19 protein-coding genes and 3 pseudogenes are annotated in these 26,542 nt (G+C 52.7%); 13 read left to right on the top strand and 9 right to left on the bottom strand.

Annotated features, from left to right (window positions below; translation table 11 throughout):
• Positions 1–181: 181 nt before the first annotated feature.
• From ACQ4N7_RS25005 to ACQ4N7_RS24995, 3 genes and pseudogenes are all read right to left on the bottom strand, one after another.
• Positions 182–811 (bottom strand): response regulator, encoded by a 630-nt coding sequence (locus tag ACQ4N7_RS25005; protein WP_430714158.1) that lies wholly within the window; start codon positions 809–811, stop codon positions 182–184.
• Positions 812–823: 12 nt separating this feature from the next.
• Complete coding sequence (locus ACQ4N7_RS25000) at positions 824–2,605, bottom strand: PAS domain S-box protein (RefSeq protein WP_430714161.1); 1,782 nt, start codon at positions 2,603–2,605, stop codon at positions 824–826.
• A gap of 15 nt (positions 2,606–2,620) precedes the next feature.
• A pseudogene (locus ACQ4N7_RS24995) lies at positions 2,621–4,300 on the bottom strand (PAS domain S-box protein); the annotation flags it as partial.
• Between the two features lie 1,016 nt (positions 4,301–5,316).
• On the opposite strand from ACQ4N7_RS24995, the gene ACQ4N7_RS24990 reads away from it, so the two are divergent.
• The 4 genes from ACQ4N7_RS24990 (at position 5,317) to ACQ4N7_RS24975 (ending at position 8,007) form a co-directional block, all read left to right on the top strand.
• Positions 5,317–6,003 (top strand): hydrolase, encoded by a 687-nt coding sequence (locus ACQ4N7_RS24990; RefSeq protein WP_430714157.1) that lies wholly within the window; start codon positions 5,317–5,319, stop codon positions 6,001–6,003.
• 150 nt (positions 6,004–6,153) lie between these two features.
• Positions 6,154–6,729, top strand: coding sequence for an antibiotic biosynthesis monooxygenase (locus ACQ4N7_RS24985; protein WP_430714160.1), 576 nt, complete (start codon positions 6,154–6,156; stop codon positions 6,727–6,729).
• A gap of 36 nt (positions 6,730–6,765) precedes the next feature.
• Complete coding sequence (locus ACQ4N7_RS24980) at positions 6,766–7,041, top strand: UBP-type zinc finger domain-containing protein (RefSeq protein ID WP_430714156.1); 276 nt, start codon at positions 6,766–6,768, stop codon at positions 7,039–7,041.
• A gap of 36 nt (positions 7,042–7,077) precedes the next feature.
• The gene (locus tag ACQ4N7_RS24975) at positions 7,078–8,007 is read left to right on the top strand and encodes a DUF5996 family protein (protein ID WP_430714155.1); all 930 of its coding nucleotides are present in this window, start codon (positions 7,078–7,080) and stop codon (positions 8,005–8,007) included.
• Between the two features lie 318 nt (positions 8,008–8,325).
• On the opposite strand, the gene ACQ4N7_RS24970 is transcribed toward ACQ4N7_RS24975, so the two are convergent.
• The 3 genes and pseudogenes from ACQ4N7_RS24970 to ACQ4N7_RS24960 all read right to left on the bottom strand — a co-directional run bounded on the left by ACQ4N7_RS24970 (position 8,326) and on the right by ACQ4N7_RS24960 (position 10,127).
• Positions 8,326–8,703 (bottom strand): hypothetical protein, encoded by a 378-nt coding sequence (locus ACQ4N7_RS24970; protein ID WP_430714154.1) that lies wholly within the window; start codon positions 8,701–8,703, stop codon positions 8,326–8,328.
• A 51-nt stretch (positions 8,704–8,754) separates the two neighbouring features.
• Complete coding sequence (locus ACQ4N7_RS24965; RefSeq protein WP_430714153.1) at positions 8,755–9,204, bottom strand: histidine kinase dimerization/phospho-acceptor domain-containing protein; 450 nt, start codon at positions 9,202–9,204, stop codon at positions 8,755–8,757.
• A gap of 86 nt (positions 9,205–9,290) precedes the next feature.
• Positions 9,291–10,127: pseudogene (locus ACQ4N7_RS24960) on the bottom strand (alpha/beta fold hydrolase).
• 343 nt (positions 10,128–10,470) lie between these two features.
• On the opposite strand from ACQ4N7_RS24960, the gene ACQ4N7_RS24955 reads away from it, so the two are divergent.
• The 8 genes from ACQ4N7_RS24955 to ACQ4N7_RS24920 all read left to right on the top strand — a co-directional run bounded on the left by ACQ4N7_RS24955 (position 10,471) and on the right by ACQ4N7_RS24920 (position 19,882).
• Entirely contained in the window at positions 10,471–10,665 is a 195-nt protein-coding gene (locus tag ACQ4N7_RS24955; RefSeq protein WP_430714152.1) for a hypothetical protein, read from the top strand.
• Between the two features lie 123 nt (positions 10,666–10,788).
• Complete coding sequence (locus ACQ4N7_RS24950) at positions 10,789–11,439, top strand: response regulator (protein WP_430714151.1); 651 nt, start codon at positions 10,789–10,791, stop codon at positions 11,437–11,439.
• Positions 11,440–11,569: 130 nt separating this feature from the next.
• A complete protein-coding gene (locus ACQ4N7_RS24945) occupies positions 11,570–12,043 on the top strand; it encodes a hypothetical protein (protein WP_430714150.1) in 474 nt (157 codons plus the stop codon).
• A gap of 135 nt (positions 12,044–12,178) precedes the next feature.
• Entirely contained in the window at positions 12,179–13,939 is a 1,761-nt protein-coding gene (locus ACQ4N7_RS24940; protein WP_430714149.1) for a GAF domain-containing protein, read from the top strand.
• Between the two features lie 1,052 nt (positions 13,940–14,991).
• Positions 14,992–15,516 carry a hypothetical protein gene (locus tag ACQ4N7_RS24935; RefSeq protein ID WP_430714148.1) on the top strand — a complete coding sequence of 175 codons (525 nt, stop codon included), beginning with the start codon at positions 14,992–14,994 and terminating at the stop codon, positions 15,514–15,516.
• A gap of 108 nt (positions 15,517–15,624) precedes the next feature.
• The gene (locus ACQ4N7_RS24930) at positions 15,625–16,095 is read left to right on the top strand and encodes a hypothetical protein (protein WP_430714147.1); all 471 of its coding nucleotides are present in this window, start codon (positions 15,625–15,627) and stop codon (positions 16,093–16,095) included.
• A gap of 162 nt (positions 16,096–16,257) precedes the next feature.
• Positions 16,258–17,022: a fimbrial biogenesis chaperone gene (locus tag ACQ4N7_RS24925; RefSeq protein WP_430714146.1), complete on the top strand. Its 765-nt coding sequence runs from the start codon at positions 16,258–16,260 to the stop codon at positions 17,020–17,022.
• A 541-nt stretch (positions 17,023–17,563) separates the two neighbouring features.
• A complete protein-coding gene (locus ACQ4N7_RS24920; protein WP_430714145.1) occupies positions 17,564–19,882 on the top strand; it encodes a fimbria/pilus outer membrane usher protein in 2,319 nt (772 codons plus the stop codon).
• Between the two features lie 339 nt (positions 19,883–20,221).
• On the opposite strand, the gene ACQ4N7_RS24915 is transcribed toward ACQ4N7_RS24920, so the two are convergent.
• The 3 genes from ACQ4N7_RS24915 to ACQ4N7_RS24905 form a co-directional block, all read right to left on the bottom strand.
• Complete coding sequence (locus ACQ4N7_RS24915; RefSeq protein WP_430714144.1) at positions 20,222–21,307, bottom strand: hybrid sensor histidine kinase/response regulator; 1,086 nt, start codon at positions 21,305–21,307, stop codon at positions 20,222–20,224.
• A complete protein-coding gene (locus ACQ4N7_RS24910; RefSeq protein ID WP_430714143.1) occupies positions 21,300–24,392 on the bottom strand; it encodes a CBS domain-containing protein in 3,093 nt (1,030 codons plus the stop codon). The genes ACQ4N7_RS24915 and ACQ4N7_RS24910 overlap by 8 nt, the downstream gene beginning before the upstream one ends.
• A 339-nt stretch (positions 24,393–24,731) precedes the next feature.
• On the bottom strand, positions 24,732–25,481 hold the full coding sequence (locus tag ACQ4N7_RS24905; protein WP_430714142.1) for a response regulator: 750 nt from the start codon (positions 25,479–25,481) through the stop codon (positions 24,732–24,734).
• Positions 25,482–25,528: 47 nt separating this feature from the next.
• Here ACQ4N7_RS24905 and ACQ4N7_RS24900 point away from each other — a divergent pair.
• Positions 25,529–26,421: pseudogene (locus ACQ4N7_RS24900) on the top strand (IS630 family transposase); the annotation flags it as partial.
• Between the last annotated feature and the right edge of the window lie 121 nt (positions 26,422–26,542).

The following is a 26,542-nucleotide window of genomic DNA, read 5'->3' as shown; positions in this document are numbered from 1 at the left end:
TCACTCATAACCGCGATCCTGAACCCGCTATGGCGTCTCGGAAACAGCATGAGCAGCGCACCTATCGAATCGAGTTCAAAATACACACGTACTGCTATGGCGCTGATTAGTTTTGTCAGTCAACCAGGTAGAAGGCTGGCTCTAACTTAAGTTAGACTCCGAATTTGATCGAAAGTACATCTTACAAACTGACAATGCCGCGCTTAACGGCAACAATCACAGCCTGGGTGCGATCGCTGACGTCTAGCTTATTCAAAATCCGGTTGACATGAGATTTAACCGTGCCTTCACCGATGCTCAAAGCAGCCGCAATATCAGCGTTACTCATTCCCTGGGCTAGCGAACGGAGTACCGCCATTTCTCGTTCACTCAGTTCTGGATTGCTGAGACGTTGAACTAATTTTGCTCCCACATCGGGCGGAATGTACTTCTGACCCCGATGAACGGTACGAATGGCATTCAGAAGCTCATCCGGTTCAGTTTCTTTCAACAGATACCCTTTTGCGCCTGCCTGCAATCCCCGGTAAATATCTTCGTCACTATCGTACGTAGTCAGTACAATAATCCGAGCCGATTTAGCCGTCGCACAAATTGTGCCGATGGCGGCAACTCCTTCCACTTCCGGCATTCGCAAATCCATTAGCGTGATATCCGGTTGGTGTTCCTCAAACAGCGCGATCGCCTGCTCCCCATTTTCAGCTTGAGCAATTACCTGCATATCCGGGTCATGGTTGATAATCGTGGCTAATCCTTGCCGAAAAATGGCGTGATCGTCCGCAATCAGAACCCGAATGGTTGTGGCTTGGCTCATTGTGATGCTCACTCAAGGGTTGACGGTGACAATAATCTCTGTTCCCTGCCCAGGCTGACTCCGAATCGTGAGTTGTGCGCCGATGCGCTCTGCCCGTTCGCTCATGCCGAGTAAGCCAAACCCCTCAGAGGCTGAAATACTCCCGACTCCAAAACCCTGTCCATTGTCTTTCACGCGCAAGCAAAACTGATCGCGATCGTAGGCTAGCTCCACTCGAATTTCGTCAGCATTGGCGTATCTAATCGCATTAGTTAAGGCTTCCTGCCCCATCCGCAGTAGGTTACTCTCGACTTCAGTGGGGAGAGCATACGTTGCCCCCTTGACCTCATAATACAAAGTAGTGTCGTTTGCAGCCGCTCTGATTTGAGTTACGAGACGATGGAGAGCGCTCTGTAAACTGCCTTCCTCCAAAAGCTGAGGACGGAGTGCGATGACCGATCGCCGCGCTTCACACAGTCCAGTTCGCGCCAATTCTTTGATCAAGTCTAGATGTGCCTGAGTTGCTTCTACATCATCCGTTAGCACCTGGTTTGCAGCTCCGACCTGAGCCAGAATGCCTGTAAACGCCTGAGCGAGTGTATCGTGAATTTCGCGTGCCATACGGTTGCGTTCTTCCAAAATTGAAGCTGCTTCAGCCCGTTTGTAATTGTCAATATCCGTATAAACTCCCAACGCTCGGAGGGGTTCACCAGATTCATTCCAGGCAACAATTTTGCCGACAGAAAGAATCCATTTCCACTGACCATTCCGGGTACGCAGGCGATATTCTGCTTGATAGTTCGGGGCTTCTCCAGTCATAAAACCACTGTAAACTGCAACCATTGATTCTCTGTCATCAGGATGCAAACTCTCAACCCACCTAGATTTGGTCTCTCGAAATGTTGTCGGATCATAGCCCAGCATTAGAGCGTATTCTGGGTTAACCACGATTTCTTCAGTTTTGAGATTCATATCGTAGAGTCCCTGCTTTGAAGCAGTTAATGCTAAGCGTAGTCGTTCTTCACTCGCTTGTAGAGCGGCTTCTGCTTGTTTGCGATCGCTAATATCCGCAATCACCCCTTCGACATATCCATCAGCTGCATTCAGATAAGAAGAGGTAAGTCCCCAAAATACTGTCCCATCTCGTTTTCGCATCTGTGCTTCAAAGCTTCGCAGTTCCCCATCCCGCTTCATCACCTCACGGGCGTGTTCGCGATCGCTGGGGTTTACAAAATAGTCGATGCTATGTTCTAGCCCAATGATCTCCTCGGGTGAATCAAAGCCCAACAGGTTGGCAAGGCGTTGGTTGGCATTGAGAATTAATCCATCCGAGATGCGGTTTCGGAAGATGCCGACCTGCGAGTTTTCAAAGATATTGCGGAACTTGGCTTCACTGCGTTGTAATGCCTCCTCTGCTTGTTTGCGATCGCTAATATCCGCCATCACCCCTTCGATGTAGTCATCGGTTGCATTCAGATAAGAGGAACAAAGGCCCCAAAACAGCGTCCCATCTCGTTTTCGCATCTGGACTTCAAAGCTTCGCATTTCCCCATCCCGCTTCATCACCTCAATGGCGTATAGGCGATCGCTGGAATTTACAAAATAGTCGATGCTGTGTTCCAGCCCAATGATCTCCTCTGGTGAAGCAAAGCCCAACAGATTGGCAAAGCATTGATTGGCATCGAGAATTAATGCATCATAGGTGCGGGTTCGGTAGATGCCAACCTGCGAATTTTCAAAGATCGTTCGGAACTTGGCTTCACTGCGTTGTAATGCCTCCTCTGCTTGTTTGCGATCGCTAATATCCGCAAGCACGCCTTCAATGTATCCATTAGCTGCATTCAGATACGAAGAGAACTGTCCCCAGAACACTGTCCCATCTCGTTTTCGCATTTGGACTTCATAACTTCGCACTTCCTTATCTCGCTTCAGCAACTCAAGGAACTGTTCGCGCTCGCTGGGATTTACATAGTAGCTTCTGGTTCGTTCAAGCCCAATCATCGCCTCTGGTGAGTCAAAGCCATACAGATTGGCAAAGCGTTGATTGGCATCAAGAATTAATCCATCCGAAATGCGGACTTGGAAGATGCCGATCTGCGAGTTTTCAAAGATAGCTTGGAACTTGGCTTCACTGCGTTGTAACGCGGCAGTTCGTTCTGCGACCTGTTGTTCTAAAGTGCAGTTGTAGTCGGCTAGGAGTTTCTCGGCTTGTTTGCGCTCCGTAATGTCCTGAAAGGTCGCGATCGCATAGGTCACATTTCCCTGTTCATCAAAGATGGGTGTTCCCCAGACTTCAATGGGAATAGTTTGACCGTTTTGGTGGATTTCGATATCGTCAACTCGGGTGTGCTTACCGCTCAACGCCTGGATAATGGGCAGTTGGTCATTCGGATAGAGCTGATTTGTGCCCGCCCTGTACAGGTGATATACCTCGGACAGATGATCGGAAGAGATAGTCGGATCAATGGCTTCCCCCAGCATCTGAAATCTCCGCTGATTCGCATAGTAGGGGTGACCTGTCGCATCCAAAATGGAAATGCTAATGGGCAGCGATTCCAAAAAGGCTCGGAGGCGGGTTTCATTTTCAGCCAGGTTTTGGTTCAGGGTCTGCAGTTCCAAAAAGGCCGTTTGCAGCTGATGGGCCATCTGGTTAAAGGAGTTTGCCAGTTTTCCCAGTTCATCGGACCGCTTAATATTGACCGTTTGATTCCATTGACCATCGGCGATCGCCTGCGCTGATTGATTTAGACTCAGCAGCGGTCTGGTAATCCAGCGAGCCATTAACACACTCAAAATAAGCGCTGTCACTAACGCTAAAACGCATAGCAGCAGCGTATCTCGAATATTTGACTGAATTTGTCCCAGATAGTCTGCTTCTGGAAGCACAATCACAATCAGCCAGTCCAACCCGTAGCGATCCTGGAAGGGCACAACCTGCACAAACTGTCGTGCCCCGTCAATATCAAATGCCATTCGCTGCGTCACTTGAATCTGATCAAAGCCATCAAAACGCTGTTCCAAAAAGTCAGCCGTTGCCCGGATTGTTGAATTACTGCTTTGATTGGCCAACAATCGCTCGCTATCGTCGCTTGTATTTTCAACAATAGGCTCAGCCGTAGACGTGGATACCAACCTTCCTGAACGCTCCATAATGAATGCGCTGCCAGTTTTGCCGATATTTAAACTTTTCAAAAACTGGCTCATTTCCTGAGGCAGCAAAAAGTCAATGCCGCAGGCTCCGATCAACGTCCTACCACTAGAATCGTAGACGGGGATGCTAGTAGCGATCGCGGGCCAGTGGGTTGTGAATCCTAAATAAATTGGGCTCCAGGTGGGCTGACGGGCTTCCTTTGCTGCTTTATACCAGGGGCGAACGCGAGCATCAAACGGCTCGGCACCTTTGTCAAATTCGCGATTGCGATTGCCCTGATCGTCCAGGCCGTAAAAGTAAGGAATACGGTTTGTGGAGTCATTCACAACCCAGGTTTGCAGGTGAACTTTATTGGTCATCTTGCCCACGCCCACCAAATTTCCCTTTTCGTTGCCACAGTAAACGAAACTCGCCGTCGGAAAAATCTGATTTTGCTGCCAGAACACCGTCTCTCCGGCGGCGCTGTCTGGATTAATGTCTCCCTTGGCCAGTGCGATCGCATTCAAACGATTGATGTCGTGCGCCACCTGAACGTAATCGTCCAACTTGTCCGTAATCTGATGGAGAATCTCATTTTGGAGTTCGGTCGCAACTTGATTGACCGCCCGCTGGCCGTTTCTGAATGAAAGATAACCGACAACTCCAACGGCCCCCGTCAGTAGCAGCATCAGAGGCACAATGAGGACGACTTGCAGCGGTAGCTTGTTAGGCAGATCAATAAGATTATTGATCGACGAACTCATCCTCATTTTCATCCCCATCGGATCAATACTCCTATTAAGGTGAGTCGTTATGTCTATCCAATACTTGGATACTTGGATGGGCTAGGGAGCAGACACTCTCATAGAGATGAAGGACTGTCATCCGTTTACCAAAGTATATCGCTTGCCCACCAACGACCGCACCTGGGCGAACAACTCCACATCCCAATTGGGGCAAAAGCCATGGGTGACCTTATCGAGAGCCGTATTGCAGAAGCGTTGAGGCAGTCAGGGTCTGTCGTCGGTTCACAGCAATAGCTCGTAGTGTCAGCCGCTTCATCCGGAGGGCAAACAGGTTGTCGCCCGCTCATTGGTGTGGGACATCGCTACCGGATTTTGCATTCAAGCATTGATAGTCGATCGGTTGTATGAATGTACTTTCGATCAAATTCGGAGTCTAACTTAAGTTAGAGTCAGCCTTCTACTCCGCGATGGCACGGGTAATCTATCAATTTGCACTACAAAAAATTTGACTTGCTATAGGCGACAGCTTGAAGGCGACCACCTATATTGAATTTGTGCAAACAGTCATGCAAAGGGATCGAGCAAGTAAATTGCATTTTTATGTCATCCTGAAATTTCTCATTTACAAATCGCTCAAATAGGAGAGTTCAATGTCTAAAAATCCCAAAATCGGTCTAGAAGGACTGCTTCGTCCAGAAGATAGCATCCTGGTACTGATTGACCACCAGCCTTTTCAGTTCACCAACTTGAACAGCCATGAACCGACCATGATCATTAACAATGTGATTGGTCTTGCTAAATCGGCAAAGGTGTTCAACGTACCCACAATCCTTACCGCAGTCATTGAAGAGAGAGGGGGTTACATCATTAAGGGATTACAGGATGTTTTTCCCGATCAAAAACCGATCAACCGCACTTTCATCAATACCTGGGAAGATCCAAATGTGACAGACGTCGTGAAGAAAAGTGGTCGCAAGCAACTGATACTTGCTTCGCTTTGGACCGAGGTCTGTCTGGCAATGCCAGCAATCCAGGCGCTGGATGAAGGTTATGACGTATTCATCGTTACCGATGCTTCAGGCGGTGTGACTGCGGAAGCTCATGACATGGCGGTTCGCCGGATGGTTCAGGCGGGTGCAGTTCCAATCAACTGGATGGCTGTACTTGCTGAATGGCAACGTGACTGGGCACGCACAGAAACAGCTGCGGGCGTATCAGAGATTCTTCTTGAGCATGGCGGTGCGAGTGCGGTAGCCCTGGCATGGGAACTTCAGCTCCTTGCAACAACATCAAATACTGGCTCTGCCAATCGTGAACCCCTCATGACTGGTGTGTAACTGAGTGGAGGTTGTTGCTCAGTGATCCAGTTCATTTGCAGCCTTGCAGCAGCACTGGATGATTTTGTGCCTAGAATAGGGGCGATCGCCAATGATCGCCCATTAACCATCATCACGTCCTTGCAGCTAGAGTTTTTGAGGTCATGTGTAATGCAGGATTCACTAGTCGTGGGTACAGATGAAGAAACTCACCAGGTAACCGCCATCATTTCTCACTTCATTCGACCTGGACGTGAGCAGGGATATGAGGAGTGGTTGCACGGGATTGCGACGGCTGCTCACCAATTTAAGGGACATTTAGGGGTCAGCGTGATCCGACCTCATGATCATGCTCATCCTGAATATGTGGCAATCGTCAGATTTGATCATTACAACAACCTCAAAACCTGGCTAGAATCCAGCGTGCGGCAGGAATGGCTGGAGCGGTTACAGCCCTTAATTGAAAAGCCTGAAACCATTCAAACTCTAACGGGTCTGGAAACCTGGTTTACGCTTTCCAACAAACCCATGAAGGCTCCACCGCCACGCTACAAAATGGCGATCGTGACCTGGCTAGCAGTGTTTTTCACGATATCGATTCTCAATCGTTTGCTAGTACCGCTTCTAGCGGAGCTTCCGGTATTGTTCAGAACGTTGTTGGTTACAGGTCTAACGGTTGCCCTACTGACCTACGTGATTATGCCGCGTCTCACTCAACTTTTTCGCAAGTGGCTGTATCCCGCTTGAACGAGTACATACTTTGCCCATTCACAGGAGCATTTCATGTCTTGTCAACATCTAAACGAACTGACGCTAGAGACCATGATTTCGAAAGCCAATTACCCGGTATTTCGCTGTGAGGAATGCCTGCGAGTTGGTGGTCGTTGGGTTCATTTAAGAATTTGTCAAACCTGCGGCAAAATGTTGTGCTGCGACTCGTCTAAGAATCAACACGCTCGCCGCCATTACGAAGAGAGCGGACACGCAGTAATTAGTTCAGCCGAATTAGGAGAACAATGGCTGTGGTGTTTTGCCGATGAACAGCAGAAGACCTATTAATCACCGCACCCCTTTTCTACTCGCGGAGAACTCATGATGTCAAATCAGCCTACCCTAACAGATATTTGGCCAAGTTTACCCCTGGACGCATGGCAAGAGACCTATACCACCTTGCACATGTGGACGCAAATCATCGGCAAGATCCGATTAGCCCAAACGCCGTGGATTAATCATTCCTGGCATACTCCCCTCTATTTAACCGTTCGGGGCCTGACCACGTCCACAATTCCCTATGGTAGCCGCATCTTTCAAATCGACTTCGATTTCATTGATCATGAGTTGCTGATTCAAACCAGCGAAGGGGCAAGACGGGCGATCGCCCTCTACCCTCGTTCTGTCGCTAATTTTTATCAGACTGTAATGGAAACTCTTAGAGAATTAGGTTTCCACATCACCATTAACACCAAACCGAACGAAGTTCCTGACCCAATTCGATTTGAGCAGGATGAAACCCATGCTGCTTATGATGCGGATTATACCAATCGATGCTGGCGAGTGCTGCTACAGTCCGATCGCGTCTTTCGAGAATTTCGCTCTCATTTTTCTGGAAAGGTCAGCCCAGTTCATTTTTTCTGGGGGAGTTTTGATTTAGCCGTGACGCGCTTTTCGGGGCGATCGGCTCCTGAGCATCCGGGAGGGGTACCAAATCTGCCGGATGCAGTGGCACAGGAAGCCTACTCCCAAGAGGTCAGTAGTGCCGGATTTTGGCCCGGAGCCGGATTATCATACCCAGCGTTTTATTCCTATGCCTACCCAGAACCCGATGGCTTTAAGCAGGCTGAGGTTCGCCCTGATGCTGCCTTTTACAGTAAAGAGTTGGGTGAGTTTGTTTTGCCCTATGACGCTGTCCGTGAGGCAGAATCACCCGATCAGATGCTGTTAGAGTTCTTGCAAAGCACCTACGAAGCTGCTGCCAAGTTAGGCAACTGGAATCAAAAGGAACTTCAGCAGTTGACGTTTAAGTAGCAACTGCATTCCCCAACGTCCAATTACGGAAGCGGCATTGAACGAGCTTCTGGTATACCCGCATGGAAGTTTGTGCTGTCCTGGTTTATTTATGGCGATCGCGACTCAATATCCCAGCCGCCGCCCTATCAAAGCCGCTCCGTGAACGCTCAGTAAAAATGTGAAGCCATCGTATACGAAATCGCCTCATTCCCTAATTTCAGTGATTCGCCTGGCCGTTAAAGAGAACGTCTAATTTACCGTACTAGGCATAGGGAATTAGATGTTCTCTTTAATCACAAACAATCGAGCTTGCACAGTTTCAATCTGTTATCGCACTTATTCCGCACTCTGACAATTCATTGGGCTTTCTAGCACAATCGGAATGTGGTTTGAACCATTGTGATCTAATAACTGACCAGTACCATCAGTTTGGCGACGGCATCTGCAATCATCGTTATAGTCGTGGCCAGGGTAGGCTGATTGGGCGATGGCAAGGGTAGACTGCATTGGTACGGCAACAAAAGCCGTCTGGATTTGATCGAGACAGTTCACCAAGACCAGCAGTGGTGTAACAACCGACAGCGCCGTCAAAATTACTCGATGATTAACCCCTAAGGGCGTGCTATCCGCCAGGGCATCGCTCTGATAATTACCCTCGGGTAGTCGAGTTAAGCTAAGTAAGTTGAATAGAGAATGTAAGGTGGAGTTGTTCATAGCTAGCCGGGTGAAGTGGCAGGTTGATTACATAAAACAAGGCCTTGGCCGTTATTCTCGATGCTCTTGATAGGGCGGCATGGGGGGGATCTCGGCCCCATGCCGGGGCGGGGTGGGGCGGTGGTAGGCCTGCCAGTGAGACCCTGACAGATGGGCGCTGCGGGCAAAGGTAATCACATCATTGACGATGCGGTTCAGCCGCTCGGCTTCTTCTAGGGCCAGGGTTAGCCGCTGGCGGGCAATTTGGGGCAGGGGCATGCGATGACACAGCCGCAGACCGTTGATGATCACGGTGAGGGGGCTGCGCATGTCGTGCACCAGACCAGCAGTGTTTTCGCCGATTTTGGCCAGGTAGAGCAGGTATTGCTGACTGTGGGCAATGGGCGGTGGGTTAGGGGGCAGGTGCAGGTCTGGTTTGAGGGGTGAGCTTAGGGGTGGCGGCACCAGGGAGGGATCGCTGGAGGGTGGCCATGGCGTGAGGTTGGGCTGTTGGTTGAGCATGGGGGTGGATGGGTCGGGAGTGGATGGGTAGAGGTAGACCTGTGGATCTCGCCTGAATCTTGACTTTGAGGTATTCGGATGACTGATTATTCCTGCTGAAGAAAGTTCAGCAACACGGGATTGACCTGATCAGCGTAAGTCCAGTTGATGGCGTGCGGCCCGCCAGGAATGACAATAAGTTCACTGTTTTTAATTAGCTTTGGCAGTCTGGCTGCGGTAGCCTCCAGCGGTAAAATGCGATCGCTATCACCATGAATAATCAGAGTCGCCACATCAATATGGAGCAAATCATCGCGGAAATCGGTGAGCCAGGAGGGTACACAATCCAAAGTCCCTTTGGCAGAAGCCCCTGCTGCCACATTTCAAATGGCCTGAATCGCCTCATTGCTGATACGGTCACCAAGCAGCACATCCATATTAAAGAATTCTCTGAAAAATGCAGAGAAGTAAGCTAGACGGTCTTCAATGATCGCTTTCATAATGCCGTCGAAAACGCTTTGATCAACACCTTCTGGATTGTCACTTGTCTTTAACAGAAACGGTGGAACAGGAGCCATCAGCACAGCTTTTTGCACCCGTGCTGAGCCATATTTGCCAAGATAGTGTGTAACTTCACCTGTCCCCATCGAGAAGCCGACCAGCACAGCATCTTGCACGTCAAGCTTGGTCATTAGCTCATCCAAATCTGCTGCAAAGGTATCATAGTCGTAGCCAAACGAAGGTTGACTAGAAGCACTAAACCCTCGGCGATCGTAGGTAATCACTCGATAGCCCGCATCCAGCAGCACCAAAACCTGCTTCTCCCAAGAATGCCCGTTCAATGGAAATCCATGAATAAGAACAATTGGTTGACCTGCCCCAAGATCTTCGTAGTAGAGATCGATAGTTGCGGAATTTTCTCGTCCGACAGTAGCGTAAGGCATTGAAAGCTCCTATGGATAACGCATTAAATTCTCCTCTGACTCAACCTGAGTGTAGTAAGTTCTAATGCTCGGTTTCTTTCAGATTCTTAGGGTGTTTTGCCAGAATTTCGCGTAATAGCTCTCTCAGCTGCCGCAGCCGAATCAATGGCCATCAGAGCTGCAGCCGGGACAGTGAGGCATGGGCATCGTTGCGTAGCTTCTTAATCAACCTAGCAATTTCATCATTACCCCTAGAGTTTTACCCTTCTCCGGAAGCTGAATTAATGGAAACGGCGATTTTACCCACGGGCAAAATCGCCGTTTCGCTCTTCCCTCTCAAGGTCAAATTTGGGCACTCCTGTCAGTGGCCCATCTCCAAAAGCGCCACGAGTTCCCCATGCCCTCCGGTTGCGCCAACACCTCATTCCAGTCCTTCCCCTGGTTTGGCGTCAGCCGCTCAATCCCCGGCACCTGCTGCGCCTACTGCCACTTCGGCAACTACTTCAAAGCCGAGCGATGTGACCTGGCGCAGCAGTCAATTTGGCAAAGGGAACCTTAAATCTTGTACCTGTTAACGAGGTTCTGATTACCGAGTGAAATTATGCGTCTTTATACCTTGCCCGTGGAGCTTAGTTGGGAATTTTAATGTAACGATTCGCACGATGTACCCCAAAGGCCCTGTATGTCATCTATTCAGCTCGTGATTGCCGATAACCATGCTCTCGTTCGAGCGGGGTTTCGCTCGCTCGTCGAAGATATCGATGGGGTCGAGGTGGTGGGCGAGGCTGAGAACGGACGCGAAGCGCTACAGCTGGTAGAAACCCTCAATCCCCAAATTGTGCTGATGGATATCGCCATGCCTGAGATGAACGGGCTAGAGGCCACCGCCCGCATTACCCGCGAGTTCCCTCAGGTGCGGGTGCTCATTCTCTCGATGCATGCCAATGAAGAGTACGTCTATCAGGCCCTGCGATCGGGGGCCAGCGGCTACCTACTTAAAGACAGCGGTACCGAAGAGCTAGATCTGGCCCTGCGGGCGATCGCTCGGGGAGAAACCTATCTCTGCCCCGCCATCTCTAAGTACGTCATTAGCGACTATGTTAAGCGTCTGGGTCAAGACCAAAACCCGCTTGACCAGATCACTCCTCGCCAGCGCGAAATTCTTCAGCTAATTGCCGAGGGCAAAAGCACCAAAGATATTGCTGACATTCTCTACATCAGCACCAAAACCGTCGAGACCCACCGGGCTCAGCTGATGGCTCGCCTAGATATTCACGACATTGCTGGCCTAGTGCGCTACGCGATTCGAATGGGGTTGGTAGTGTTGGAATAGGTAAAACTCAGGCCTTAGAGACTGCAAACTCAGGGGTTTGCTGATGGAGCGATCGCCCTGCGATTGCTACGGTTGAATCAGCTATTAGATGCCCTAACGCATCTGGAGTGCTTTTCTCTGAGGACTGACGATGAAACTCAGCCATTCTGCCTCGACGAACGGCGACAACGTGCTGGCTCGTATGGCTCCAGAAGTGGCCGCCACCTTTAGCCCTGCACAGGTGCAGGCGTTAAGGGCCGCGCTGACACCGCGCCACCACCCGGTCAACATTCGGCTATCGCTGCCGCTGGGCATAACCAGAATTTACCTGGTAGTACTGGCCGGTTCCGAACTTCGAGCCCCTGATCGCCTTCGTCAGTCAGCAGCTCAGCATCCCCTGTGGACGCCGATGAATATGCTGGTTATGGCTGGCACTGTAGGACTTAGCATTTTGGCGCTGCTGGCGCTGGTGCAGCTGGACCATACCGATTTGTCTAAAGTCTTTAACCCTAGGGCAGCCCCGGCGAGCATTCCCTTTAAGGCCGATCGAAATAGTTGCGAAGAGAGCGGTCGCATTTGGCGAGAGGGAAGCTGCCTCGACCTTAGCCACGACCCCACCTTTTAGGAGGGCACCCGCAGGCAGAGGCACCAAACGGGTGAGATTGATAGCAAAAAGTCGCCCTTTCCAAGTACGGCGCTAGGGCGCAACAGAGCACCGTAATCCACAGATTGGCGATATCAAAGAGTTTAGGAAGCAGCTATGAGGCATACCTGCGAAGATACTGAACCGCGCCGCCTACTGCTGGCATCAGCAACAGACCAGCCGGAGCTAGGGGAGCCTAACCCCAACTCCCTAGCAGCGGTCTTCAATATGCTGCAGCGCATTCATCAATCCTTAGATCTAGATGTCATTCTGTCCACAACGGTGTCTGAGATGCGGCAACTGCTGCAGGTAGATCGGGTGTTTTTGTTTCGCTTAAAGGCTAACTGCAGCAGAATAGTGGTCGAGGATTGCGCTTTCGGCTGTTCACCACTCCAGGATCAGCAGGCCTACGACCATTGCTTTGCCGAAAATTGGGTTGGCATCTATGCCCAAAACCGAGTGCAGGTCGTGGCCGATGTAGAAGAGGCGGAATTAACGCCCTGCCACCGAGATTTACTGAAAAGTTTGGGGGTGCGAGCTAATTTGGTGGTGCCGCTGCTGTCCTATGGCCGCCTTTGGGGCCTGCTGGTGGCCCAGCACTGCTCTGCCCCCCGCCGCTGGCAGCTGACGGAAGTGCAACTAATGCAGCAGCTGGCGGTGCAGGTGGGCCTGGCCATTCAGCAGTCGGAGCGGTACCAACAGATGCAGGCTGAGCTGGCCGCTCACCGCCAGGCGGAGGTTCAGCTACTGAATCAGGCCCAGCGATCGCACCATCGCCGTTTAGAGAGTATTGACACCCTATCTAGGGGTATGGCCCAAGACCTTAGCGATATTTTCACCCCAATTATGCTGGCGGCGGAAATGCTTCAGCAGCCCACCCTCAATAGCGAGCAGCAACAGCAGTGGCTCAATCGCATTCACACCAGCACCCATCGGGGCGTCAGTCTGGTCGAGCAAATTTTGTCTTTTGCCCAGGGTATGGGGGGCCAGCCGGGAGACATTCAGCTGGCCTACCTGCTGGGGGAACTGGTGCAAACCCTGCAGGAGATTCGCCCCGAGGGCATTGCGGTGACCTCGCAGCTGCGGCTGCCCCACCTGTGGACGGTGAATGCTAATGCTCCTCAATTGCAGCGGGTGTTTATGAACCTCTGTCTTAACGGCTTTGAGTCGATGGCCCAGGGCGGTACCTTGCACATTGAGGCGCACAATATCTGGTGGCGGGGTGCGCCCGACCATCCCCAAACCAAGCCGGGGCCTTACGTGGTAGTGACGGTGTCCGACACGGGCACGGGCATGACAGCAGCGGTGTGCGATCGCAGCTGTGATCCCTTTTTTACCACCCGCGCCGCAGCCGGCCATTCAGGGCTCGGGCTTTCCACCGCTCAGGGATTGGTGAAGGTCCACGGCGGCTGGCTCAAAACCGATAGCGAGCTTGGCAACGGCACCACCGTTGAGGTCTATCTACCGGCGATCGCTGAGCCCGCAGCGTTGGTCTTAGATCTGGTGTCAGCACCCGCCGGGCTGGAAGGCGGCAACGCCCTGGTACTCCTGGTGATGGCCGATGATCCTGCCCGCGAGCTGCACCGCACCCTGCTAGAGGGCTATGGCTACCGGGTACTGGTGGCAGAGGAGGGGGTCGATGCGATCGCCCTCTTTATTCAATACAAAGCTGAGCTAGCAACGGTAGTCTTAGACCTGGCTCTGCCCACCCTTAACGGCACCGCCATGCTGCACCGCATGCACCACATTTTACCGACGCTACCCTTGGTCGGCTTCGGCAACGGCAACTCGGCGGGGATAGCTGTAACTATGCTCCCCCCAGTGCCAGGTGGATTGACCCTATTGAACACTCTGGCCCAGGTACGTCCCCATGCCTGAGCTACCTTTGGGGATAATTTGCCCCAGACTCAGGTTTTTCCTGATAGCTAAAGCTGCTGGTACTGACTAATCTAGAACTGGTTAGAGGTGTTGTCGCTGGGGTTAAGTCAAGGCTTGGTTCACCGTTAGGCTATATCCTTACCCCAGCTTTTCCGCCGCCGTTCGCCGAGGCGCAGATGTCGCTTACTAAAGAATTGTGAGGCGACTGCAAATCCTCTAACCGTGCCAGTACCCGTAAAGAACCGATCAACTAAATCATGTGCTGACCTAGCTAGTTGACACTATACGTAAATCAGCCCAGGGTAACTTCCTGCTCAACGAGCAAGTCCTAGCAACACTCCCTAAGTTGATTTATAAATAATTTTATTGTTTCAGACATTAAGACAACTAAAAAGTTCTAACGTTTGACATCAACTTGAGAAATATCTCAGTCCGGCTAGCTATAGCTATAACTAGCACTCGAATTCTCAGCCATCCAGACAGCGTTGCTCACTTTTCTAGCGATCGGCTTGAGACCTTAACATTTAAATCCGTGATTCAATCGCTGTGATTTAGCCTAAGGCTCAATTTAGCTGTAGGCGATTGATACTGCTTTAAATGATTGACTGCCACCATAACTTAATTGACGATAACTTTTAGGCGTCAATCGTCTATTTATTTTAGTTTTAGGTCAATCAATAAAATTACGTAGACGACTTATTTCTAGAAGACATTCTAGGCAAAATATAGGTGTAATTAGCATGGGTTAATCTGGCTGAAGCAACTAAAGTAATAAACATGAGGGAAAGAGAAGAATGCTTAAGCGAAGTCAGGTGGTTCACCCATCTTCTAGTCAAATTAAAAAACGATTAGTACCTTTGCTGAAAAGTTCATCAAGCTTACTCTTTACCTCAGTCAAATCTGCCTTACTACTGGAGATAAATAAGACATATTCCTTATTTACAAAAAAGGATTTATGTCTAACTCAATACAGGAAGTAGGCCATCAAGGCATTGCAAATGCCCTACAAAACAAACCCATTCAGGCAAAATTGCCACTTCAGGAGATCCATCATGTTTGCTAAAACCTTCCGTAATACCTTAGTTGCCTCTAGTCTGCTCGTCGGCGCATCTCTGATTGCTGGCCCCGCTGTTCTGGCGGCTACCGATAACGATACCGTAACCGCTACTGTCGCAGAAGTTAACACGATTAATTTTGTGGCTGCGACGACCGCATTCACTGGTGGGGCCGCGGCACCAACTTTTGCCATGGGAAATCTAGACGTTCAAAACAATGCAGCCCTGGGCTGGACTTTAGATGTAAGTTCTGGAAACGGTGGCAAATTAGTCAATACCGTCACTCCTGCTCATGCTATTACCTACACGCAGCTCACCACAGCTAATATTGGTGCTTCAGTAGCGACACCAGTAACCCCTACCGTGGCAACTCCCTCGGGGCAACTGCACACTTCTGCCTTCGATGCTACTGTAGCAGCAGGAGTTACTGGTGTTGCTGTCACAGCTAACATCGCGGCCAATCAATTCGTGCCCGTTGGTTCTTACACCGATACCTTGACCTTCACCTTGACCTCCAAATAATTCTCCCTTGGGAAAATCAAGTTGAGTTGACGGTCTAATCAGATCACTAAATTATGTGGAGGTGCCCTCGGGTATCTCCACGTAATGAACGTGCATGGAGATCACAAAATGCGAAATTGCTTCCTCTTTAATGGCTTAATTTCTACAGCTTTAGGGTTGGGTGTGTTGTGTCCAGCAGCGGCTTTAGCCTTGAGCCAGGTTACCTACACCACTAGCGCCACCTTTACCCTCGACCCAAGTGGCAACCCCAATCAAGACTTTGGCACCGTTCATATCCAGCCAGTTAGTGCTAACGGATGGGAACTGCGGGTGCGCTCTACCGAAGGTGGGGCACTTCGCCACGGAGATCACCTATCTACAGTTCCCTACATCCTGATCGTCGGCAACACTCAAGTAGGCAGCTTAGCTAGCCGTAACGACATTACAGTATTGGACGGCTCAATACTTTCTTGTCCACCCCTCCTCGGCGGCTGCACCCTACCCGTACGGGCAATCATATCAACAGATGATATCGCCCGAAAACCAGCCGGATCTTACTCAGATACTTTGACTTTTACAGTCGTTGATAAACCACTTTAACTAAGCAGAAAAAATATTTTAAAGTCTCTTCAAGATGCTGATGGATTGCCCAAGAAAAGGGAACTATTACCCTAGAGACTCACTGCAAAGCCAGGCGATTCACCGTATTTTTGCAACCTTTCAAAGCGCAATCTCTCTGTAGTTTTTTAACAAAAAATAGTCATGAAAACTTTGGTTCGCGTCGGCTGTCTAGCCTCCCTTCTTGTTGGGGCAGGGGCGTTGGTAGCCCCACCCAGTTGGGCTGATGCCACCTATCAACTCTCACCCTCAAGCCTTACGCTGGAACCCAGCGGCTCTCGCTCCACCGGCTTGTTTCAGGTACGCAGCACAGGCGATGAGCCCGTAGCGGTCGAAATTCGCGTCACCGAACGCCAGATGGATCTGCAAGGCACAGAAACTCGCCCTGACGCAGAAGATGATTTTGTTGTCTACCCGCCCCAAATTTTGCTGCAGCCGGGCCAGGTGCAAACCGTACGCGTTACTTGGCTAGGCGAGCCTAACCCCGAGCACGAGCTGCCCTATCGACTGATTGCCGAGCAGTTACCTATCGACCTCGACGAGCCTGAAGCTGCGGTCACAACCGCCGTGGTCAGAATTAACGCCCTCTATAACTATGTAGCGTCTCTCTACATTTCACCCCGAGGGAGCAGCCCCAACATTGTGCTCGAAAGCGCCAGCCACCAAACTATCAACGGGCAAAATGCCCTGGTACTGCAATTCAACAACCAGGGTACGGCCCATCAAGTGATGACTGGCTTGCACCTCACCCTCACGGCAGCAGGCGGGCAAACAATCACCCTTAGCCCTGAACAACTACAAGGGGTAAGCGGCGAAAACATGCTGGCCCAACATCAGCGGCAGTTTACCCTGCCCTGGCCCGATGGTTTTCCCGTGGGGCCGGTGAGCGCCACGTTTGATCTGCGATGACCTTTTTGTGCGCTGGTTGCAGCGTGCCCCTCCTGGATACCCTGTGTTCAAGCCCTACTTTCTCGCCACCACAACGCTCCTACTTATTAGCTCATTGCCGCCGCTACAGGCATCTGCACTTACCACTACCGCCCTGATCTCACCCCAAACTAACGCAGCCCCCAGCCCTACCGTTGCTGAAAACGAGCCCTCCGTCACGGTATTAGCACCAGTAGATGCAGGGCCAGTAGATGCAAGGCTAGAGTCTACGTCACTAGATTTAACCCTAGCTTTGGGCCTAGATGCTGCAGGGCCTAGTCTAGGTTTTGTTGCCCTTGGGCCAGAGTCTCAACCCATAGCGTTAGAGACTGACTCCACCTCCCAGCCCGAGCCCCCAGCCCCCGAACCAGGGGCACTGATAGCTCAACCTGTCGTTCCGCCTCCAGCCGCCGGCGTTCCCCCCCCAACAGCGGGTGGGTCTACCGAAGAATTGCCTGAAACTGAGGCTGAACTCTTTGAGCGAGTATTCGGGCGTCCCCCGGCCCAGAACCAATCAATTTCTGTGCCTTTTTTTATAAATGACCAATCCCAGGGGCAAGCCGTTGTAGTGATTGCTGAGGGTCGTGCTAGCCAGGTGCAAGCTGGCCCTATCCTTGACAAAACAGCCTCTATTTTGCAGCCAGACTTGCAAAATCAGCTGGTTGCGATCGCCGACAGCGACGGCTATTTACCTCTAGATCAGCTGCAACAGTTGGGCATAGCGGTTGTGTTTGACCAAACCCAGCTAGAGCTCTATTTACAGATTCCGGCGGCGCTGCGGCGCACCAATGTGGTTGGTACCTATGGTCTGCCCCCTGAAGCTGCCGATGCCCTGCCCGTAAGTAGCGTCAGTGGGTACCTGAATGTTTTGGCTGGCCAAGATGTTGTCTGGTCGGGCGCAGGGGCTGGGCGACAGCCCCTGCGACTAGCGTTGGATGGAGCCCTAAATCTATCGGGCTGGGTGCTAGAAGGCCGGGCCAACGTGACTGAAGGAGGTGCGCCGGGGTTTAGTCGGGGCGATGTGCGGCTGATACACGATGACCCGCTCAATGCCCTGCGTTACATAGCGGGAGATTTGTCGATTCCGGTGAGCGGTGCGTTTCAGACGGTGGTGCCCCTGGGCGGTATCTCGGTATCTCGCAACTACAGCTTGCAGCCCTATCGCGTTACCCGACCCACGGGAGAATTTACCTTCTTTTTAGAGCGGCCTTCACGAGTAGAAATTTATCTCAACGGAGTACGGGTACAGCAGCTACAGCTAGAAGCGGGGCCTCAAGACATTCGTAACCTGGCCTTGAGCACCGGGACTAACGACATTCAACTGGTCATTACCGATGATCTGGGACAGGTGCAGCGCCTCGATTTTGCCACCGCTCTGGCCGGTAACTTGTTGGCACCGGGGTTGCAGCAGTTTTCCTACAATCTGGGGTTCCCCACCCGGACCCTGGGCGGGCAGCGACAATACCAGTGGAACGAGCCGCAGCTGGCCCTGGCCCACCGTTGGGGAGTTAACTCCACGTTGACTCTAGGCGGCTATGCACAACTGACGCCCTCGTATCAAATGGTGGAAACCGATGGGGTGTGGGCATCGGCGGTAGGTAACTGGGGTTGGGATGTCGCGGCCAGCCACAGGGGCGACTTGGGCACAGGCCTGGCGATGCGATTGCAGTATGAGCTACCCCCTAGCCCTCAAGATACCGCCAATCGCTCGCTGCGCTTGGCCGCAGAATACCGGAGCGATCGCTTCACTACCCTGGGTGCGCTTGGCCCCAGCACCGACTGGCTGACTCTGTCGGGGTCTTACAGCCAACGCATTTTTGACGACACCAGTTTGAATGTAGGCGGCAGCTACCGCCTGGGGCGCAATGGGCCAGATAGTTATACCGCTAACCTGGGCCTATCTCGCTCCTTCGGCAACGGCCTGAGCGGCAGCGTCAATATTAATCACAGCCGCAATCAGCAGGGACAGGCCGAAACTCGTGCTTTTTTGGGCTTGTCTTGGCTAATGTCTCAGCAGCGACAGTCGGTTTCGCTCAACACCGCGGCTAGCAGCACCGAAATGATGAGCAGTCGCCTGTCGTGGAGCCGCAACCCAGCTCGCCGTCTGCAAAGTCCAGGACTATCGCTGGATTTGAGTCGAGGAAGTAGTGGCTCCAATTTGTCGGGACGGCTTAACTATACTGACTACCGCTTTGATTTAGGCCTCACCCAAGACATCTCCTGGGCTGCCGGATCGGGGGCTGCCAACAGCAACACTACCCGCTTAACGTTTGGTACAGCCCTGGTGTTTGCCGACGGCCACTTTGGCTGGTCTCGCCCTGTTACCAATAGCTTTGTGCTGGTGGTGCCGCGCGATCGCTGGCGGGGGCAAACCATTGGCGTCAATCCCAGCCAGGAGGGCTATGGGGCCGTTGTCGATGGCTTTGGCCCAGCGGTGCTACCCGATCTCCAGCCCTACTACGTCTCGCGGGTGCGGCTCGATGCCCCCGAGGCCCCCCTGGGCTATGACCTGGGCACCGATGAATATGTAGTTATGCCCAGCTACCGCAGCGGCACTCTGATTATGGCCGGTACCGAGGCTACGGCCTTTGTCCGCGGCACGCTGGTAGATGAGGCTGGGGTTGCCCTAGGGTTGCAGGCAGGCGAGGTCGTGTCATTATCCGATGCTGACTGGGCTGCCCAGCCCCTATTTACTAACCGCACGGGTCGATTTGCGCTGCTGGGGTTTACCCCAGGGCGCTACGAGATTCGGCTGCGCGATCGCGCCCCGCTACAGTTTGAGATCTCACCCGAGCAATCAGGTTTGATCGATCTAGGCCAGCTAACTCTATCACCGCTCTAGCCCGTGACTATAGTGCTCCGGCTCATTTCGCTGAAGTTCTTATATTGCAGTAGTTAATTCAGTTAGAACACTTTGACAGGCAAAATCCTCTGGTAGAGGCATTGCACTGCAATGCCCCTGCGTCAGACCCGTCCCAACCCAATGGACTTTTGCAATAGTGGAGTCGACCAAGTACAACTCATTACACCAGCAAAAAAGTCCCTGGGTTTTGAAAAACCTTTGGGACTTACTGCACCGCAGCAGAACTCAACCGTGAGGGAACAGACTTAGGGGGTGGAGTGAGAGGGTAAGGAGTAAACGTTGGGTTGTGACCTTCACCCACATCCTGCCCCCCAATCCTTAGTCCGGCAAAGCTACTCGCACGATAGTCTGCTGGCCAGGGATGCTCTCGATCAGAACTTCGCCCCGGTGTAGCTCAATCAGGCGTTTGGCAATGGTGAGACCTAAGCCAGTACCGGCAGCTTCGGCTTCGGGTTCAAACTGGAGGTAGGCTCCCACGTGGGCGATCTGATCGGGGGTCATGCCCTGGCCGTAGTCGATTACATAGAAGGTGACCTTGCCGTCGCTCTGCGATCCAAAGACTTTAATCGGGGTACCCACGGCGGAAAACTTAAAGGCGTTGTCGATCAACTCTTCGCAGACCTTGCGAAATTGGGCCTCAGACATGGGTGCCGCCAGGTGCTCTAAGGAAATCTCTAGGTCGTCGTCGCGCAGGTAGTCAGCGGCCAGCGCTTGGGCAATCTCGGTGATCACCTCGTCGGCGCGATCGGTGTGCTGGCGCTGAAGAGCCTGGGCAGAGACTTGCTCGGGGCTAAGCCTTTCGAGCTTGGCAAACAGCATTACGTTTTGGGTCAGGCGGGCGGTTCGCTGGGCATTGCGGTGAATGGCTTTGGCTAGGGTGACTACCGCTTCGGGTTCGAGGGTTTCGGCCTCGTTGATTAACGTGGTAGAAAGCTTGAGCATTTCGCGCATGGGGGCACCCAGCTCTCGGGGTAGGGCGGTGCTGATGCTGCTGCGCAGGGCACCGAGCTGCTGCTGATTTTTTTCTTCTACCGCGCCTTTGGCCCTCAGACGAGTGTGAATCATGCGCAGCAGATCGTCGTGGGTGAAGGGCTTGGTGAGGTAGTCGTCGGCACCTAAATTCATGCCGCCGCGAAAGTCGCCCCGTTCAGCCTTAGCGGTGAGAAACACAAAGGGTAGAGTGGCCAAATCAGGATCTTGGCGGATCTGCTGAAGGACACCGAAGCCGTCGAGCACGGGCATCATCACATCGCAAATCACCATATCGGGTTTGAATTCGTGAATTTGGTGCAGACCTTCTTCGCCGTTGGCGGCGCTGTTGACGATAAAATCTTCGGCATTGAGAATGTCAACAATGCTGTCGCGTACTCCAACTTCGTCTTCGATTACTAAAATCTTAGCCATGATGGTCACTCCACAGTACAAGGGGTAAAACAACGGTAAAGGTGGTGCCTAGGCCCACTTCACTGACAAACGAGATCAGCCCTTGATGGGCTTCGGCAGCCCGCTTGGCGATGACCAAGCCGAGACCGGTGCCAGAGATATTCCCCACGTTGTCGGCCCGGTGAAAGGCACCAAAGAGCTGGGCCTGGTCGGCGGGGGGAATGCCAATGCCGCGATCGCTCACCCGAAATATACTTTCGCCGTCACCACAGGTCACGGCAAAGGTGACCGGGGTGTGCTCGGGGGAATATTTCACCGCGTTGGAGAGCAGATTGAGCAAAACGTGTCGCAGCAGCTTTTCGTCGGCCAGCACCTGGAAGTGATCTCCGGTCGCCGTAAACTCGATGGGGCTGGCGGTACTGACCTGGGCAAACTGCACCTCCTCGACCAAGTCGCGGCAGAACTGGTGCAGGTCGATGGGAGCCAGAGTGCAGGACAGCTTGCCTGCTTCGGCCTTGCCTACCGTAAGTACATCGTTGAGCAGACCAATTACATGGTGCACCGAGGTCTGAATGCGCTTCAGCACGGTCTGCTGCTTCTCCGGGGTAAACTTGTGGGCGTAGCGCTCCAGGGTTTCGGCAGAGGCCAAAATGGTGGTCAACGGGGTGCGAAACTCGTGGGAGGCCATAGAGATAAAGCGAGTTTTGAGATCGCTCAGCTCTTTCTCGCGGGTCAGGGCTTTGCGAATATCGACCTCGATTTGCTTGCGCTCGGTGATGTCGCGGGTGATACCCCGATAGCCCTCAAACTCACCCTTAGCGTTAAAGATCGGTGAGCCACTAATCTCAAGGATGACGGCCCCGCCGCTGGGGCGCAGGCAAGTGGCCTCAAGCTGTGTGAAGGGCTGGCGCTGACCGACCAACAGCGCCAAAATGGTGCTAAAACGCACCGCTTCGTCCTTGACCATAAAGTCAGTAAACTTATGGTTGAGAATGGCTTCGGCAGGGCAGTCGAGAATTTCGCTGGCGCGGGGGTTGATGTAGCTAAAGCTGAATTCGTGGTCGATCTCCCAAACCCAGTCATTGGTCTGCTCGACTAAGCTGCGAAACTTAATCTCGCTGGCTTGCAGGGCGGCTTTGGCCTGCTCGCGATCGCTGATATCCAGCCCCACAAACACTGCTGCGTCGCCCTGGTCATACTTTTGAGCCACCAGCAGCCAGTGGCTAGCGATCCCATCCACCGAGAACTGCATCTCTTGCCTGATAATATTGGCACTGCCGCCTAAAAAGTCCTGCGCAAACTGGCAGAAGGGCGTTGCCTGCCCCAAAAAGCCCAGGTGCTGCCCGATAAAATTGGCGGGCAGGAGGTTAAAGGATGCGGCCAGGCGATGGTTGCAGCCGAGGTACAACCCGTCTTTGCTGACCCACGACACCATAGCGGGCACCGCGTCGAGCACCGCCTGCAGCTGCTGGTTGGTTTTGGCCAGGGTTTGTTCAGCCTGGCGACGCTGATCGACTTCTTGCCGCAGCTTTTCAGTCACCTGACGCCAGGAGGCGGTGCGTTCTTCCACCCGCTGCTCTAGCTGATCGTTGAGCTGCTGTAGGTGCAGCTCATACTGCTTGCGGGCTTCGAGATCTTCCTGGAGCTTTTGGTAAAGTTCTGACTGACGCACGGCAATGGCTACCGATCGCGCCAGCTGTTCCACCAGCCGAATTTCCCAATCGCGCCAGCGGCGAGCATCGCTGCACTGGTTGATGACCAGCAGCCCCCAGAGCTGATGGTCACAGACAATGGGCACCACCAGGTTAGCTCTGATTTGCAGCGCTTCTAGCATATTGATATGGCAGGGGCTGAGGCCCGCCCGGTGAATGTCTTCCACCGCCTGAATGCGACCATAGCGGTAAGCCTCAGACCAGTGCTTTTCGAAGCAGGTGTCTTCAATCGTGTGACCCAGCAGCGAGTTCCAGGGTGGCACTACCGCCTCTACGGCTACGGTGCCGCTAGCGGCGGTGTCAAATCGATAGATCAAGGCGCGATCGGCCCCCAGCAGCTGCCTTACCTCCCTTACCGTGGTGGCGAGAACGTCTTGCACCTCAAGAGATTCGTGGATGCGCTGGGTCAGGGTGGTGAGTAGGCGATCGCACTTGGCCTGTTCTTCGAGCTGCTCCGTACGCCCCTGCACCAGACGCTCTAGCTCGGAGCTGTGGCTTTTCCAAAGCTCAATCTTCTCGCTGTCAGACTGCTTAAAGGACTGCCACAAATGACTAAACGAGGCCTGCAGTTCGCGCCGGTCAAGGCTATAGAGCAGGTCTGACTGACTGATCACCCCCAGGGGCTGCTGCTCGGGGGTGACGACCACCAGGCAGGGCAAGCGGTGCTGGTTCATCTCCTGGTAAGCCAGCCAGAGCGAGTCGTCCGGTTTGAGACAGGGTTGCGGGTCTCGCATGATGGCCCGCACCGGCACCTGGGCCAGGTTGAGCTGCCGTGCTTGAAAGCGCAGCACATCCTGCCGCAGCACCAACCCGAGCAACACGCCAGCCGCGCTTGGGTCAACCACCGCAACGCAGCCGACCTGGTACTCTGCCAGCAGCGCTGCAACCGTCAGGGCCGAGTCGTCGGCATGGGCGATCGCTAGGTTAGTGGCCATACGCGACTGCGCCCGCTGTAGCTTGAGCACGTGGGGGGGCTGTAGTGATTGCTGGAGCGAGCCAATGGAAACCAATCGCAGGGGGCGCTGATCGATATCGACTATGGGTACATGGTGAATCTGCCGCTGGCGCATGAGGTCCAATATATCGAGGGCGCTGGCGGTGGCGTTGACCGGCAGCACGGTGAGGGCCTCGTTCATGCGCTGGTAAATTGGGGCGTCTAGGTCCACACCGTTGACCAGCAGACGAATGGCATCGCGATCGGTGACCAGACCCACCAGCTGATGCCCCTGCACCACCAGCACGCAGCTGCGCTCCTGGATAGTATCGTTGCCCAGGTAGCTAATCACCTCTCGCAAGGTGGCGGTTTGAGGGACCATCGCTGGGGTCATGCCGAGGGACCAGAGGGCCTCGGGCTTGTGGCTTTGGGCAAAATCTGCGGCTTGAAGATTGGGCATGGCTGTGGCCGCCGGTAGAGGGGAGCGGTGGCAAGACTAAACGGGTTACCGTGCTGCTCACGTCAATGACGGGAGCCGGTAAGCCCAGGGGTCTTGCCCTTTCTTCTCTCTAACCTAAGGGCAACTCACCCGATGGCGTATCAGGAGATACCTGAGATCCCATTCAAAAAATTCTGATCCGCTTGGCCCTCATTCCCTCTGCCCCTTATATCCGAAAGACTAGGATGGTGAAACGATTGCCCCATTCAAGCTGTGGCTGAACGGGGCGGTACAGGTATTTGGCAGGGCAGCAGGGATATTTACGGCAGTTTTCGTGACCGCGAAGTCTTTGAAGACCGCTTAGCCGTTATCGACACTGAGGATTTTTCTCAGGCGCTGCTTGAGAATCGACCAGTTGATGGGCTTAGTCAGGTAGTCAGTGGCCCCGGCGGCAAAGGCCTGTTCCACCGAGTTGTCATCATCTAAGGCGGTGATCATCAGAATGGGGAAGGGCTGTTTCTGCTGGGTTAGGACGGCAAAAGCAGATGAATTTGATGGACTGTGGGCCTCGATAGCCTGAAGCGTGCGGAGCTGGCGGCAGCAGGTAAAGCCGTTCACCTCCGGCATCATGGCATCTAGCAAGACCAAATCGGGGTGGTGCTGCTGGTAAAGATCCAGGGCTTCGCCGCCATTGCTGGCTTCAATGGTGCGGTAGCCAGCCTGCGAGACTGCCAGGGTCAGCAGTTTACGGAGGGAGCGATCGTCGTCTACAACCAGCACTAGAGGAGCGTCTTCGGCGTGAGTCATGGCAGAGGATGGGGGTAGAGGCTCGGGCAGGAAAGAAAACGGGTTGCTGTGGTCTAGCAGTCGGGTAACCGTGGCGACGGGGCTTGGTTTGGCAAAGCCATGGCCCTGGCCGTAGGTCACGCCCATCTCGCAGGTGCGCCGATGCTGAAAGGCCGTTTCAATTCCCATGGCCACCAGGTCAATAGATAGGTCATGGGCCATGACGATCAGGCTTTTGAGCCACTCGGCCAGGTTGGCGTCGATATCGAGGCGGTTGATGGTGCGGGCATCAATTTTGAGGCTGCTGACCGGAAAGCGGTGCAAAAAGCTGAGGGAGGCATAGTGGGTGCCAACGCCATCGATGCAGAATCGATGAACGAATGAAAGGCAACTATCACAGAGCAACAGAGCAATACATTGACTTATTGCTAGAGACGATCGAAAAAGACCCGCAAGAGTTGGAATACGAATTTGGGAGGTGGACGGCTGAGCGCATAGCGGTTTATCTAGAACAAGAAACAGGGATTCGCTTAAGTGGAAGTCAGGTCAGGAGAACACTTAAGGCAAAAAAGTACGTTTTCCTCTGGGCCAAGTATAGCTTAGAGGAAAAGCAAGATCCCGAGAAGCGGAAACTATTCAAGGCTAAGTTAGACCAATATTTAAGAATTACGAAAGAGACGCCAGACAATCTCCAGGTATGGTTTTGGGATGAGTGCGGATTTAGTTTGAGAGTGATTTGTCGGAAACTTTGGACAAAAAGAGGAAGCCGCAAAAAGGTTTCAGGAGTCCGCAAGAAGGGTCGGGTCAGTGTGATGGGAGGAGTACGCTTTTCAGATAAGAAGCGACTGATTGACTTTTGCCAAAGGGGACAGGAGAGAACTTCTACAAAGTTTTGAAGGAATTTTACGAAGAAGTCAAGTGTGAGTGGGCGGGTGACGATAAAGAGATTAATGATTTCGAGAAGGAAAGCCCTAAGATAGTCATTATTTTGGACAACGCAAGTATTCATAAAAAGGAAGAATTTATTGAAAGAATAAGAACAGAGACGCCCAGCTTGGTGTTAGAGTCCTTGCCAGAATATAGTCCGGACTATAACCTCATAGAATTAGTTTGGCATTCGGCGAAGGAATATATTTCTGGTCGTCTATTTAAGTCGATAGAAGAGCTTGAGGCTTTGATAAATAAGCTACTCAATGATGGGGAGTTAACTATAAAGTGGGACCGCAAGCTCAAAAATAAAGGAAATGCTATCAATGCATTTTAGATGCGCGACAGCTTATCTCTAGTCAATCGCAGCCTGTTAGGCCCATGGGTTAACCGTGCATACTGCATTGGGTATAGGCGATGGAAGCTGGCTCAGGGACAGGTGAAATAGACGCCGCCCA

The organism is Nodosilinea sp. AN01ver1, assembly GCF_050565655.1.
Taxonomy (GTDB): Bacteria; Cyanobacteriota; Cyanobacteriia; order Phormidesmidales; family Phormidesmidaceae; genus Nodosilinea.
This window is presented reverse-complemented; position numbering and strand designations above follow the sequence as displayed.